The sequence below is a fragment of the Bacillus sp. 522_BSPC genome (genome assembly GCF_001076885.1).
GTDB classification, from domain to species: Bacteria; Bacillota; Bacilli; order Bacillales; family Cytobacillaceae; genus Niallia; species Niallia hominis.
In genome coordinates, this window is the sequence record NZ_JVDT01000186.1 from 1 (window position 1) to 14,732 (window position 14,732).

14 protein-coding genes, 1 rRNA gene and 1 riboswitch are annotated in these 14,732 nt (G+C 38.0%); all 15 genes read right to left on the minus strand.

The genetic code is table 11. The features are described from left to right. Positions 1–169 precede the first annotated feature (169 nt). Positions 170–1,426, minus strand: a complete 1,257-nt coding sequence (gene purD, locus ADJ83_RS15825; protein WP_048718347.1) for a phosphoribosylamine--glycine ligase — start codon at positions 1,424–1,426, stop codon at positions 170–172. A 28-nt stretch (positions 1,427–1,454) separates the two neighbouring features. Further along, on the minus strand, positions 1,455–2,993 hold the full coding sequence (gene purH, locus ADJ83_RS15830; protein WP_048718349.1) for a bifunctional phosphoribosylaminoimidazolecarboxamide formyltransferase/IMP cyclohydrolase: 1,539 nt from the start codon (positions 2,991–2,993) through the stop codon (positions 1,455–1,457). A gap of 68 nt (positions 2,994–3,061) precedes the next feature. Then, complete coding sequence (purN, locus tag ADJ83_RS15835; protein WP_031539688.1) at positions 3,062–3,646, minus strand: phosphoribosylglycinamide formyltransferase; 585 nt, start codon at positions 3,644–3,646, stop codon at positions 3,062–3,064. 16 nt (positions 3,647–3,662) lie between these two features. Beyond that, complete coding sequence (gene purM / locus ADJ83_RS15840; protein ID WP_031539691.1) at positions 3,663–4,694, minus strand: phosphoribosylformylglycinamidine cyclo-ligase; 1,032 nt, start codon at positions 4,692–4,694, stop codon at positions 3,663–3,665. Between the two features lie 139 nt (positions 4,695–4,833). Further along, positions 4,834–6,246 carry an amidophosphoribosyltransferase gene (gene purF, locus ADJ83_RS15845; protein WP_048718351.1) on the minus strand — a complete coding sequence of 471 codons (1,413 nt, stop codon included), beginning with the start codon at positions 6,244–6,246 and terminating at the stop codon, positions 4,834–4,836. Continuing rightward, positions 6,231–8,447, minus strand: coding sequence for a phosphoribosylformylglycinamidine synthase subunit PurL (purL, locus tag ADJ83_RS15850; protein WP_048718352.1), 2,217 nt, complete (start codon positions 8,445–8,447; stop codon positions 6,231–6,233). The genes purF and purL overlap by 16 nt, the downstream gene beginning before the upstream one ends. Further along, positions 8,431–9,117 carry a phosphoribosylformylglycinamidine synthase subunit PurQ gene (gene purQ / locus ADJ83_RS15855; protein WP_048718354.1) on the minus strand — a complete coding sequence of 229 codons (687 nt, stop codon included), beginning with the start codon at positions 9,115–9,117 and terminating at the stop codon, positions 8,431–8,433. Before purQ ends, purL begins: the two co-directional genes overlap by 17 nt. Then, positions 9,114–9,368 carry a phosphoribosylformylglycinamidine synthase subunit PurS gene (gene purS, locus ADJ83_RS15860; RefSeq protein ID WP_016205034.1) on the minus strand — a complete coding sequence of 85 codons (255 nt, stop codon included), beginning with the start codon at positions 9,366–9,368 and terminating at the stop codon, positions 9,114–9,116. The genes purQ and purS overlap by 4 nt, the downstream gene beginning before the upstream one ends. Beyond that, positions 9,361–10,080 (minus strand): phosphoribosylaminoimidazolesuccinocarboxamide synthase, encoded by a 720-nt coding sequence (gene purC, locus ADJ83_RS15865; protein WP_048718356.1) that lies wholly within the window; start codon positions 10,078–10,080, stop codon positions 9,361–9,363. Before purC ends, purS begins: the two co-directional genes overlap by 8 nt. Positions 10,081–10,216: 136 nt before the next feature. After that, entirely contained in the window at positions 10,217–11,509 is a 1,293-nt protein-coding gene (purB, locus tag ADJ83_RS15870; RefSeq protein ID WP_048718358.1) for an adenylosuccinate lyase, read from the minus strand. Positions 11,510–11,512: 3 nt separating this feature from the next. Continuing rightward, positions 11,513–12,667 carry a 5-(carboxyamino)imidazole ribonucleotide synthase gene (gene purK / locus ADJ83_RS15875; protein ID WP_192840952.1) on the minus strand — a complete coding sequence of 385 codons (1,155 nt, stop codon included), beginning with the start codon at positions 12,665–12,667 and terminating at the stop codon, positions 11,513–11,515. Beyond that, complete coding sequence (gene purE / locus ADJ83_RS15880; RefSeq protein ID WP_048718360.1) at positions 12,654–13,142, minus strand: 5-(carboxyamino)imidazole ribonucleotide mutase; 489 nt, start codon at positions 13,140–13,142, stop codon at positions 12,654–12,656. Before purE ends, purK begins: the two co-directional genes overlap by 14 nt. 124 nt (positions 13,143–13,266) lie before the next feature. Next, a riboswitch (purine riboswitch) is annotated at positions 13,267–13,368 on the minus strand. A 107-nt stretch (positions 13,369–13,475) separates the two neighbouring features. Then, positions 13,476–13,673, minus strand: a complete 198-nt coding sequence (locus tag ADJ83_RS15885) for an NETI motif-containing protein (RefSeq protein WP_048718362.1) — start codon at positions 13,671–13,673, stop codon at positions 13,476–13,478. Beyond that, positions 13,666–14,211 (minus strand): DUF2179 domain-containing protein, encoded by a 546-nt coding sequence (locus ADJ83_RS15890; RefSeq protein ID WP_048718364.1) that lies wholly within the window; start codon positions 14,209–14,211, stop codon positions 13,666–13,668. The genes ADJ83_RS15885 and ADJ83_RS15890 overlap by 8 nt, the downstream gene beginning before the upstream one ends. A gap of 413 nt (positions 14,212–14,624) precedes the next feature. Continuing rightward, positions 14,625–14,732: ribosomal RNA gene (gene rrf / locus ADJ83_RS15895) — 5S ribosomal RNA — on the minus strand; the annotation flags it as partial.

The following is a 14,732-nucleotide window of genomic DNA, read 5'->3' on the forward strand; positions in this document are numbered from 1 at the left end:
TTGATTTTGGGCTCAGAGACGACTCCTCTGTTACCTCGAAGACGACTATTGCTTGATTTTGGGCTTAGAGACGCTTCCTCTTCCTCTATTACCACACCATATACCATTAACAAAAGAATCCCCATATGCAATCATCGACTAAATCAATGCTACATACGGAGATTCCTTCTTATTTTATCGCTTTAAAGCCGATGTCATTTCGATAAAAAACGCCATCGCTCTCTAATTTCTCTAGCTCTTTATATACTTTATCCTGTGCATCTTTTAAAGTATGGCTCTTGGCAGCAATTAATAAAACTCGACCGCCATCAGTTGTAAATGCCCCTGCTTCATTTAAGTTCGTTCCAGCATGAAAAATAGAGACATCTTCCATTTTGTCTAAGCCATGGATAACAACGCCTTTTTCATATGCCTCCGGATAGCCTTTTGACGCAATAACTACTCCTAGCATTTCCTCTTCATACCATTCAATAGTTGGAGTGTCTCCATTTAATACAGACAAAATAACTTCCACTAAATCGGACTTCATGCGCGGTAAGATAACTTGTGTTTCTGGATCACCTAGTCTTGCATTAAATTCGATTACCTTTGGCCCTTTATCTGTAGCGATTAAGCCAGCATATAAAATGCCTGTAAATGTTCTGCCTTCTGCTATCATCGCTTTTGCAGTTGGTTTGACTATTGTTTCAATTGCCGTTTGCACGATTTCTGGATCGATGTGTGGAACAGGAGAATAAGCTCCCATCCCCCCTGTATTTGGCCCTTTATCTCCATCAAAGGCACGTTTATGATCTTGGGCAATTTCCAAAGGTATTACCGTATCTCCATCCACAAAGGACATTAAAGAAAATTCTTCGCCAGCTAAAAATTCCTCAATAACGACTGTTGCAGAAGCACTTCCGAATTTTTCGCCAACAAGCATTTCCTGGATGCTCTCTAGAGCCTCTTCCATGTTCATCGCAACAGTTACACCTTTTCCTGCTGCTAATCCGTCTGCTTTAATAACAATCGGTGCACCTTTTTCCTCAATATACGCTTTCGCCGCCTTATAATCAGAAAAAGTTTGGTATTCTCCAGTTGGAATTTGATATTTCTTCATTAAGTCTTTAGCGAATGATTTGCTTCCTTCTATTTCAGCGGCACGTTGATTTGGGCCAAAAACTTTTAAGCCAGCAGCTTGAAACTGATCAACCACCCCAAGAAGTAACGGTACTTCTGGACCTACAATAGTTAAATCAATCTTTTGCGTTAAGGCAAAATCGACCAGTTTCGCTACCTCTGTTTCTTCTATCGCAATACGTTCTGCGACATCGGTCATTCCAACATTTCCTGGCGCCACAAAAACAGTGTCCACTTTTTCACTTTCCCTTACTTTTGTACAAATTGCATGCTCCCGACCACCGCGGCCAATAACGAGTACTTTCATTCTCTTATATCCCCCAAGCTTAAAGATATTAATGTTTGAAATGTCTTACTCCTGTTAATACCATTGCAATTCCATATTCGTTTGCTTTTTTGATGGAATCTTCATCACGAATACTTCCACCTGTTTGAATAATCGCTGTAACTCCTGCTTTGGCAGCCGCTTCAACCGTATCATCCATTGGGAAAAATGCATCAGATGCTAACACTGCACCCACTGCTTTCTCACCAGCCTGTTCTAAGGCAATTTTTGCAGACCCGACGCGATTCATTTGGCCAGCACCAACCCCAAGTGTCATTTCTTTGTTATTCACTACAATTGCATTTGATTTAACATGCTTAACGATTTTCCAGCCGAATTTAAGAGCTTCCCACTCTTCATCTGTAGGTTTCTTCTCTGTAGGGATTGTAATCGTTGCATCATCTAAAGAATAGCGGTCAAAATCTTGTGTTAATAATCCACCCTCAATAGAAGTGAATTTCATTTCTTTGCTGCTACCTGTTTCAAAAGGAATCGTTAATAAACGAATATTTTTCTTTCCTTGTAAAATATCTAAAGCCTCTTGGGAATAAGAAGGGGCAATGACAATTTCCAAGAAAATTTCATGTAGTTTTTGAGCTGTCTCTGCATCTACTTCTCTATTTAACGCAATAATCCCACCGAAGATAGAAACTGGATCTGCTTCAAAAGCTTTTGTGAAAGCAGTAAAAATATCTTCTCCTGTTCCAACTCCACATGGATTACTATGCTTAATCGCAACTGCAGCAGGCTCTGCAAACTCTTTTACAATTTGGATTGCTGCATCTGCATCGTTGATATTGTTATAAGATAGTTCTTTTCCATGTAATTGAGTTGCATTAGCAATCGAGAAATCAGATCCAAGTGGTTTACGGTAAAATGCTGCCTTTTGATGTGGATTCTCTCCATAGCGCAAGGATTGCTTCAACTCATATGTAACTGTTAATTTTTCTGGTGTTTCTTCTTGCGTAAGCTCTGTCATATATTCTGCAATCATAGCATCATAAGCTGCTGTATGACGGAATACTTTTGCTGCAAGTCTTCGTCTCGTTTCAAACGATACTTCCTTATCTTGCTTTAATTCAGAAATAACGGTTTGATAATCAACAGGATCTACCACTACCGTTACATACTGGTGATTCTTTGCTGAAGCACGAAGCATTGTTGGTCCGCCGATATCTATATTTTCAATCGCATCTTCCACCGTTACATCTGGCTTAGCAATCGTTTGTTGGAAAGGATATAAATTAACACAAACGATTTGAATTGGGTCAATTTTATGCTCTTCTAATTGGGCAATATGGCTTGGCTCATTAAATTTCGCAAGCAACCCACCATGAATATACGGATTTAATGTTTTCACTCTTCCTTCTAGAATTTCAGGAAATCCAGTGACCTCGCTAACACTCATTACAGGAATCCCACTATCTTGAATTGCTTTTTTTGTTCCGCCTGTAGAAATTAACTCAAATCCTAATTCATGTAGCTCTTTTGCAAAATCTGTAATACCTGTTTTATCAGAAACACTAATTAACGCTCTTTTTTTCATCATTATTCCCCCTGATATTTCATGCCTGTTGATATCTTAAGTATGATGGTCTTTTTAGTTTATCTGTTCGTCTATTGATGGAATACTTCTTTTTTATGAAGTAAGTGTTGTATAACGCTTGGATAAAGTCGGTGCTCCAATGCTTGAATTTTTTCCTGAATGCTTTCTCTTGTTTCTTTGTCTGACAAAGTAATGGCCTCTTGGGCAATGATGGGGCCTGTATCCATTCCAGCGTCAACGTAATGAATCGTGATGCCTGTTTGCGAAACTTTAGCCTTTAATGCTTGGCCAATTGCGTCCTTGCCTGGAAAAGCTGGCAATAGCGACGGGTGAATATTGATAATTTTTCCAGAATAAGCTTGTAAAAGTGTTTCACCTATTAATCTCATATATCCTGCTAGAACAATTAAGTCAACTTCATTTGCTTTTAAATGCTTTAAAATCTCTCGTTCATAGTTTGCCTTTTCCTGATAATTCTTCGCTGCAAAAACAAAGGTAGGTATTTCTTCCTTCATCGCTCTATCAATAACAAAAGCTCCCGGTTTATCAGAGACTAATAGGGTAATAGAGGTATTTAGCTCCTCTCGTTTTACCGCATTTACTATTGCCTGAAAGTTTGAACCATTACCAGAAGCAAAAACAGCAATCCGCTTCATATACATTCCTCCAACACTATTTGAGGATGATATTTATTTCCCCGTCATCTGTTACTTTACCAATTGTATACGCCTTTTCCCCAATACGAGTAAAATGGTCAATTACTTGCTCCTCTTCTTCTTTGCTGACAGCAAGCACCATTCCAGTGCCCATATTAAAGATGTTATACATTTCTTTACGATCGATTTCACCAATTTGCTCCATTTTTTCAAAAACAGCTGGTACTTCCCAGTTTGATTCATCCAGTTCCATTCCGAAGCCTTCTGGAAGCATTCTTGGAATATTTTCGATAAAGCCGCCGCCAGTAATATGAGCAAGACCTTTAATCTCAAATTCCTTTAAAGCAGATAGCACTGATTTGACGTAAATTTTAGTCGGCTTGATCAATTCTTCTCCTAACGTACAACCGAATTCCTCGATATAATCAGATAGAGACATATTGGCTTTGTCAAAAAATAATTTTCGGACAAGAGAGTAGCCATTGCTATGAATTCCATTTGATGCTAGGCCAATCAATACATCTCCAGCTTGGATTTTTTCGCCAGTTACTAGCTTTTCTTTTTCACAAGCTCCGACAGCAAATCCTGCTAAATCATATTCTTCCTCATCATACATTCCTGGCATCTCAGCAGTTTCACCGCCAACTAAAGCACAGCCGGCTTGTTCGCAGCCATCTGCAATTCCTTTGACAATCGCCTCGATTTTACTAGGGTCTGCTTTTCCACAAGCAATATAGTCAAGGAAATAGATAGGTTCTGCCCCTTGAACGACAATATCGTTCACACACATTGCCACAGCATCAATTCCAATTGTGTCATGCTTATCAAGCATAAAAGCAAGCATTAACTTTGTTCCTACTCCATCTGTCCCTGATACCAAAACAGGATTATTTAAATGAAGGACAGATAAATCGAACATGCCGCCAAATCCGCCTAATCCACCCATAACACCTGGACGAGTTGTTTTTTTCACATGCTTTTTCATTCTTGTCACTGCTTCATAGCCTGCCTCTATATTAACTCCTGCTTGTTTATAAGCTTCAGCCATTTTATGCCTCCTAAAATATCGAAAAGTCTAGTTTGATTCAGGTGGAAAAGCGACATTTATTCATGCCGCTTTTCTTTTATTTTTAACAGTTAAAGAAGTATAATTTTTTTCATTCCATTTGGATCTTAGCTTCTTATCTTTATACTTTCTCGTATGGATGATCCGCGTTGGGATAAATTTCTGTTGGGTACCTACCAGTAAAGCAAGCAAGGCAATGTCCTCTATTTTCCCCATCATCTGTTCTGCCAATTGCATCAATCATTCCTTCTGTGCTTAGGAAGATAAGAGAGTCAGCTCCAATTAATTCACGAAGTTCTTCTACTGAATATTTCGATGCAATCAACTCTTCTTTTGTTGATGTATCAATTCCATAGAAGCAAGGATTTTTAATTGGTGGGGAACTGATTAGGACGTGCACTTCTGTTGCTCCTGCTTCTCTTAACATAGTCACAATACGTTTACTTGTTGTGCCACGAACGATTGAATCATCGACCATAATTACTCTTTTTCCTTCTACTACTCCGCGTACAGCAGAAAGCTTCATCTTAACACCTTGCTCACGAAGAGACTGGGAAGGCTGAATAAATGTTCGACCAACATAGCGATTTTTAATCAAACCAAGCTCATACGGAATACCAGTAGCTTCCGCATATCCGATTGCTGCTGAAATACTAGAATCCGGTACTCCAGTTACTACATCTGCTTCAATAGGTGCCTCGATTGCTAATCTTTTCCCAAGATTTTTACGAGCAGTATGCACATTGATTCCATTTATATTGCTATCCGGTCTAGAGAAATAAACATACTCCATTGTGCACATGGCAATATTAGAAGCGACAGAGAACATCTCTGAACGGAAGCCGTTGTCATCAATGATTAAAAGTTCGCCTGGTAAAATATCACGAACAAACTCCGCTCCGACTACGTCAAATGCACATGTTTCAGATGCAACAACATACGCATCTCCTAATTTTCCTAAAGAAAGGGGACGCATGCCATTTGGATCTAGGGCAACCATTAATTCTGTTTCCGTTAAGATAAGAAAAGCATACGCTCCTTTTATCATTGTCAGCGCATTTTTCACTCTTTCCTTAAATGCCGAAAAACCGCCTCTTCTAATTAAATGGGCAAGAACTTCTGTATCAGAGCTTGTTTGAAAAATACTTCCTTGTGCTTCAAGCTGGCTTTTTAAAGCTGTCGCATTTACCAAATTTCCGTTGTGGGCAAGTGCCATGCTTCCGCTTTGGAAATGGAACAGAAGAGGCTGGACATTTTCATATCCTCCGCCTCCTGCTGTTGCATAACGTACATGCCCAATTGCAGCTTTTCCAGACAATTCTTTAATTGCTTCTTGGGTAAAAATTTCGGAGACTAACCCTTCTCCTTTAATTCCTTTTAACTTTTCCCCATCTGTTGCTACAATACCAGTTCCTTCTTGGCCACGATGCTGTAGGCTATGCAGTCCATAATATGCTAATTGAGATGCATCCTCATGTCCCCAAACACCAAAAATGCCACATTCTTCGTTTAACCCTCTTATTTCAGCAAGCATGGAATTGCTCCTCTCCAGGCATCCATTAACGAATCAACCTGTTCATTTACTAGAATAGTTTCCCCTTGGCTTATGGTAAGAACGGCTGTATCTGTAACTTCTCCTACTAGTGTAGCAGGAACTAATTTTTCAAAAATCTCTTTGTTTTCTGGTTTAATAGAAAGCAAGAAACGTGATTGTGATTCACTGAAAAGTGCTGTTACTGCATCTTCTTTAACATTAACTTTTGCTCCTAAGCCTTTTGAGCTAATTAAGCTTTCTGCAACAGCAACTGCCAAACCACCCTCAGCTAAATCATGAGCGGACTCAACAACGCCTGTGCGAATTGCTTCTAGAACTGCTTGTTGATAAGCTTTTTCCACTTCTAAGTCTAAGGAAGGTGCTTTTCCAGAAATAGATCCTTCTAGCATTTTTTGCAATTCACTTCCACCAAACTCTGCTTTTGTTTCTCCGAGCACATAGATTAAGTCCCCAGCTGCTTTAAAACTTTGTGTAGTGATATCTTTCGTATCTTTTACTAATCCAACCATTCCAATAACAGGAGTAGGGTAAATAGCTGTTCCATTCGTTTCGTTATATAAAGAGACATTCCCGCCGATTACTGGTGAATTTAATGCTAAGCAAGCTTCGCTAATTCCGTCTGCTGCTTTTTCAATTTGCCAGAAAATCTCCGGTTTCTCTGGATTTCCAAAATTCAAGTTGTCAGTAATAGCAAGTGGTTCTGCACCAGAACATACGATATTGCGAGCTGCTTCTGCTACTGCAATCTTGCCGCCTGTTTCTGGGTCTAAGTATAAGTATCTCGCATTACAGTCTGTTGTCATTGCTAAAGCTTTTTTCGTTCCGCGAATACGTACTACTGCTGCATCAGAACCTGGTGCAACTACTGTATTAGTACGAACCATATAGTCATATTGATCATAAACCCACTCTTTGCTTGCAATAGTAGGCTGCTTTAATAGATTAATAAGTGTTTCCCCATAGTTCTTTACAGTAGGAATATAGTTTTCCATCGCTTGGAACTCCCGGTAATAAGCGGGTTCACTAGATGGCTTATGATAGACAGGTGCATCCTCAGCTAAAGCATCTGCTGGAACATTTGCTACTACTTCTCCCTTATGAAGAAGACGAAGCATTTTATCATCTGTTACAACACCAATTGCTACTGCCTCTAAATCATATTTATGGAAAAGATCTTTGATTTCCTGTTCTCTTCCTTTTTTCACAACAATCAACATACGTTCTTGTGATTCAGAAAGCATCATTTCATAGGCAGTCATTCCTGTTTCACGCTGTGGAACTAAGTCTAAATTCATTTCAATACCAGAACCTGCTTTACTTGCCATTTCTGCACTAGAGCTTGCCAGTCCTGCAGCACCCATATCTTGAATACCAACTAATGCATCTGATTGAATCAATTCAAGACACGCTTCAAGAAGAAGCTTTTCCATAAATGGATCTCCTACTTGAACAGCAGGACGCTTTTCATCGGAGTTCTCTGTTAATTCTTCAGAAGCAAATGTCGCACCATGAATACCGTCACGACCTGTTTTTGCACCAACATACATTACCGTATTACCAACACCGTGTGCCTGGCCTTTTTTAATATCCTCATGATTAATTAAACCAACACACATTGCATTAACAAGCGGGTTGCCTGCATAGGAATCATCAAAAGCAATTTCTCCGCCAACTGTCGGAATACCAATACAGTTACCATAGCCAGCAATTCCTGCAACTACTTCTTTAAATAGATATTTCGTACGTTCATTATCCAATTCTCCAAATCGTAAAGAGTTAAGAATAGCAATTGGTCTTGCCCCCATCGAGAATACATCACGGATAATTCCACCTACACCTGTTGCAGCTCCTTGATATGGTTCAATAGCTGATGGATGGTTATGGCTTTCGATTTTAAACGCTACCGCTTGGCCATCGCCGATATCTACAATCCCTGCACCCTCACCAGGTCCTTGTAATACTTGAGGTCCTGTTATCGGAAACTTCTTTAATACAGGCTTAGAGTTTTTATAACTACAATGTTCTGACCACATAACGGAAAATAACCCGATCTCTGTATAGTTAGGAAGGCGACCAAGAATTCCTTCTACCATCGCAAACTCTTCATCCGTCACACCCATTTGTTTGTAAATTTCTTCTGATTTAATTTGTTCTGGACTTGGCTCAAAGCTGAACGACATTTGCTTCCCTCCACTGACTAACGATTGATTTAAATATTTTCAGACCATCTGCTCCACCTAATAGCTCATCTACTGCTCTTTCTGGATGTGGCATCATGCCAAGGACATTTCCTTTTTCATTTGTGATTCCAGCAATATTTTCTAAACTTCCGTTTGGATTTGTACCATTATAAGTAAAGACAATTTGATTATTTGCTTTTAAGTTTGCTAATGTTTCCTCATCACAGTAGTAATTTCCTTCTCCGTGAGCAATCGGGACAGTGATTACTTCGTTTTCTGTATATGCAGAGGAGAACATCGTATTATTATTTGCTACCTGCAGTTCAACTGGCTTACAGATAAACTTTAAGCTTTCATTTCTTCTCATTGCACCAGGCAGTAAACCTGCTTCTAATAGTATTTGGAATCCATTGCATACACCAAGAACTGGTTTGCCCGCTTCTGCTGCTTTCACTACTTCCTTCATTACATTACTGAATCTTGCAATCGCTCCTGTACGAAGATAGTCACCATAAGAGAATCCTCCAGGTAGCAAAATTCCATCAAAGCCTTCTAAGCTGTCTGTATCATGCCATACATATTCTACTTCTTCACCAAGCTCATCTTTCACCGCATGAAACATATCAACATCACAATTGGATCCTGGAAATACGATTACTGCAAACTTCACTGTGCAACAACCTCCTCCACCTCATAGCGGTAATCCTCTATTACTGTATTAGCAAGTAGCTTTTCACACATTTCCTTCACTAGCTCATCAATGTTTCTTTCTGATTTATCAATGGTTAATTCTAGGTATTTACCGATACGTACATCTTCTACTTCTTTATAATTTAACGAATGCAAAGATCCCTTCACTGCATTACCTTGTGGATCTAATACACTTTCTCTCAATGTGATATATACTTTAACCTTAAACATGTTGACTTCCCCCTAGTCTCGCTAAAATATTTTCGTATGCATCTGTTAGATTACCTAAATCACGACGGAATACATCTTTATCTAATTTCGCATTTGTTTCTTTATCCCAAAGTCGGCATGTATCTGGCGAAATTTCATCAGCAAGAAGAATATTTCCATCTTTGTCTTTTCCAAATTCTAATTTGAAATCCACTAAGTTAATTCCCAGTTCACCAAAAAATTTGCTTAATACTTCGTTTACTTCTAGTGCCTTTTTCTTTAAAAATGCAACTTCCTCTGTTGATGCAAGCTTTAATTCTTCGATATGGTCTTCCGTAATCATTGGATCCCCTAGTGCATCATCCTTGTAGTAAAATTCAACCAATGGCTTTGATAACGGATTGCCCTCTTCTATTCCTAATCTTTTTGAAAAACTTCCCGCTGCTAGATTACGAACAACTACTTCTAATGGGATAATATCCACTTTCTTTACAAGCTGTTCCGTTTCGGACAATTTTTCGACAAAATGTGATGGAATACCAAAGTCTTTTAACTTTAAGAATAGTAAACTAGTAATCTCATTGTTTAATCGACCTTTGCCTGTTATAGTCGCTTTCTTCTCACCATTAAAGGCAGTAGCGCAATCTTTATATTCCAGCCAAACAATATCCTCATCTGAAGTTTTATACACTCTTTTTGCTTTTCCTTCATACAATAAAGCTCTCTTTTCCATTTGAAGAGTCTCCTTATCAAAAAAATTAGGGATAAAACGAAAAATTCTTACTTGCGCTATCTTGCTTAAAATTCGGTATATTCAGTTTCCACTGTTTGTAGTAGAGCTGTCATTTTATGTGACAGCTCCTATTTTTTTATAATCCAAGACGATCAAAAATCGTATCAACATGTTTAATATGGAAGTGATAATCAAAGCAATCATCAATCTCTTCTTTTGTTAACTTAGAAGAAATTACTGCATCGCTATCTACTAGCTGACGGAACGGTACTTGCTTTTCCCAAGATTCCATTGCCCTAGGCTGTACAGTGTCATACGCTTCTTCTCTTGTAAGCCCCTTATCAATTAGAGCAAGTAATACTCGTTGTGAGTAAATTAAACCAAGCGTACGATCCATATTACGCTTCATATTATCAGGGAATACAGTTAGGTTTTTCACGATATTGCTGAAACGGTTTAACATATAATTCAATGCAATCGTTGCATCTGGAATAATGATACGCTCTGCAGAAGAATGGGAAATATCTCTTTCATGCCATAATGGGACATTTTCATACGCTGTTAGCATATAACCACGAATAACACGTGCAAGACCTGCCATGTTTTCTGAACCGATTGGGTTACGTTTATGCGGCATAGCAGAAGACCCTTTTTGTCCTTTAGCGAAAAATTCTTCTACCTCTCTTGTTTCACTTTTTTGCAATCCACGAATTTCCACTGCGAATTTTTCAATAGAAGTAGCGATTAAAGCTAGAGTAGACATATAATCCGCATGACGATCACGTTGCAACGTTTGCGTAGAAATCGGTGCTGGTTTTAATCCTAATTCTTCACATACATATTGCTCCACAAAGGGATCAATATTAGCATAAGTTCCTACCGCACCGGAAATCTTGCCATATTCAATTCCTTCAGCTGCTGCTTTAAATCTTTCAAGGTTACGTTTCATTTCTTCATACCATAGGGCAAGCTTTAGGCCAAAAGTAGTTGGTTCAGCATGAACTCCATGTGTACGCCCCATCATAACGGTGTATTTATGTTCTTGTGCTTTATTCTTCAAAACTTCAATAAAGTTCTCTACATCTTTTAATATAATCTCATTTGCTTGTTTAATTAAGTATGAAAGTGCTGTATCAACAACATCTGTAGAAGTTAAACCATAATGTACCCATTTTCTTTCTTCTCCTAGTGTTTCAGATACTGCTCTTGTAAATGCTACAACATCATGTCTTGTATCTAGCTCAATTTCTTTAATGCGCTCGATATCAAACGAAGCATTTTCGCGGATCTTTTTAACATCTTCTGCTGGGATTTCACCAAGCTTCACCCAAGCTTCACATGCCAAAATTTCTACTTCTAACCATGCTTTAAAGCGATTTTCCTCTGTCCAAATGTTTCCCATTTCTGGTCTTGTGTAACGATCGATCATTGTTTATCCTCCGATTTTTTCTGTCTGCACATTCCATACGTTTGTATTCTCGATTTCATCTAATGCTATTTCAACAGATGAGCGAAGTAAGGTTGCATGCCCCATTTTCCTATTTTCCTTTGGTTCCAGTTTTCCATAAAGATGAATTTTCCAATCCTGTAAATCAGGAATCCTATCAATCATCTGTCCTTGATGTTGACCGAGAATATTAACCATGACAGCAGGTCTTAATAGTCTAGTGCTCGCTAACGGCCAATTACACACCGCACGGATATGCTGTTCAAACTGTGAAGTCTCGCACGCCTCAATTGTATAATGCCCAGAATTATGTGGTCTAGGAGCCAACTCATTAATATAAATCTCTTCGTCTTCTGTCAGGAACATTTCTACTGCTAGTGTTCCTACTAAATGTAGATTCTCAGCAAGCTTACTTGCTTTTTCAATCGCTAAGTCTTTTGCCACGTCGCTAATTCGAGCCGGAACGATTGATTCATGCAAAATATTATTAAGATGGATATTTTCACTAACTGGAAAAACAGTAGCCTCTCCCTTTCCACTTCTAGTGATAATAACCGATATTTCCTTATTAAAAGGAATCCATTTTTCTAATACACAAACTCCATTGTTTAAAAGCTTTTCCGCTTCTGTTATTTGACTGCTTTCTTTAATAACATATTGGCCTTTTCCATCATAACCTCCACGGGCTGTTTTTAAAACAGCTGGATAGCCTAATTGTGCTAAACCACTATAAATATCACTTGTTTTTTCAACAACTACATATGGAGCTATCTTAACTCCAGCTTGCTCTATTGCTTTTTTTTCCTTTACTCGATCCTGTGTAATTTCAAGAACAGCAGAACCTTGTGGAACGTTAGCATTATTGGTTAACCAATCTAGACAAGCTGCATCTATATTTTCAAATTCATAAGTTATTACATCACTTACTTCTGCTAATTTTTTTATAGCTGATAAACTATCATAGGCATCGATAATTTTATAATCAGCTACTTGCCCACAAGGAGAATCTTCGGTTGGATCTAATACTGCAATTCTAAACCCTTGTGCTTTTGCAGCGATTGCCATCATTCGTCCTAACTGACCGCCACCTATAATACCAATTGTTTGACCTGGCAGTATTACTTTATTAGACAAGCTCATCACTACTTTCCATTACTTCTTTTTTTGTTCTTTCTCTCATGGAAAAAAGTCTTTCTGCTAATTCTAAGTCTGTAGCACCTAGTATTTGGGCTGCAAGAAGTCCTGCATTCGTCGCACCAGCTTTACCAATTGCTACAGTAGCAACTGGCACTCCACCAGGCATTTGTACAATTGATAATAGAGAATCCAGTCCATTTAAAGCTCTTGATTGAACAGGAACTCCTATAACAGGCAAAGTTGTCTTAGCCGCAATCATGCCTGGAAGATGTGCCGCTCCACCTGCTCCGGCAATAATTACTTTCATTCCTCTATCTCTCGCGCTTTCGGCATATTCAAACATTAAGTCAGGAGTACGATGAGCAGAGACCACTTTTTTCTCGTAATCTACTTCCAGTTGATCTAATATTCCACACGCATGCTTCATTGTTTCCCAATCTGATTTACTCCCCATGATAACACCAACAGATGCGGTCATGTTCTCCCTCCTGATTCCATTTAAAAAGCCCTAGCCAGAACACTTTTCTACACTAAAAGAGAGAAAGTATCTGTCCAGAGCTTAAATAAACCTGAATAAAGTATACTCTACTTTTTTCAGCTCGTTTTCATTCACTTTCCCTCATAGTCCAGTATTTTACGGTTACCGGGTAGAAACTTATGGGCCATATTCCCATTATTATATGAGGGCTATTTAATTTATTTTATTTCCGTCTTTTTTAATTAACACTATACCATCTTAACAAGCATATTTATATATTGTCAACAGTAAATGTCGAACAATTAATATAAATATGATTTTATTGTTCGTGATTTAACCTTCTAGCTGTATTGCTTCAAAGATAATTTGTTGTGATACTGGCTCATAAGACATTTGACCATTCACCTTTATTTCCTTAAAAACCGGCTTTTCCATCCGTTTTATTGGCGTATAACCTTCCTTCTTCATTCTTTCTAGACAATCATTAATCGTCTCATTTATTTGTACTTCAAATCTTTTTTTCTTACTCATTAAACAATTTTCCTTTCTTAACACTTTTCACCCAGAATCCACCATAAATCGCTTTTGGCTCATATGCAATTATAAATGCTTTTGGGTCCAACTCTTTAATTGTCTGATATAATTTTAATTCATATTTTCGAGGAGTCAATATTTGCAAAGACATACGATCGCCTTCTAGCCCCTGTGCAGCCCAAGTTGTTACACCATATCCTTTAGTTCTTAAAGAATTAGGCAAATCTCTATCATATTCCTTTGTTATAACATTAACTGTTATATATCCTAAAGCTAGCTTCTCCTCAATTTTCATTCCAACAATTACTCCTATACCATATCCGATAGCATAGGCAACTAAGTTCTGAATTTGATCCAAATTATCCAAAACCAACCCTAAACCTATAACATAAATGACTACCTCTATCATGCTGATAAATGCAGCTAAATAACGTTGGCCCTTTAAAGTTAAAATCATTCGTATCGTGAAAAAAGAAACGTAGACAATATTGATTATGAGAATAATCAATACCATCGTAACACTATTTTCAAGCATGTATTTGCTCACTCCCATATGTATTTACTATTCCTATATTATACTTATAATTACCTAATAAGAAAGAAGTAAACAATTTTATATTCTTCAATAAAAGACAGATAAATCTGAAAATATATATAATAGAAGAAAGTCGGTTTTTTTTTGAAAAAACTCACTAATATTGTGGCTGATTTCTTCATTTATTTTAGTAAGGAGATATATAATTGTTAACTCCATTATTTGATGTTTAAGTACGAAGTAATAGGATGAATTAGCGAAATGAAGTAGCTATGTCCCCAATTTAATATATTGTCTAAAGTCACAAAGATATAATCTATTACTCATCACTAGTTAGCGCATCTGTTCTGATTTAGTATTTTATTTACGTAAAAAAAGACCTAAAAGCAATAAAGCTTTTAGGTCTTTTAGTGGCCTGGCGACGTCCTACTCTCACAGGGGGAGAACCCCCAACTACCATCGGCGCTTTAGAAGCTTAACTTCCGTGTTCGGTATGGGAACGGGTGTGACCTTCTCGCTAT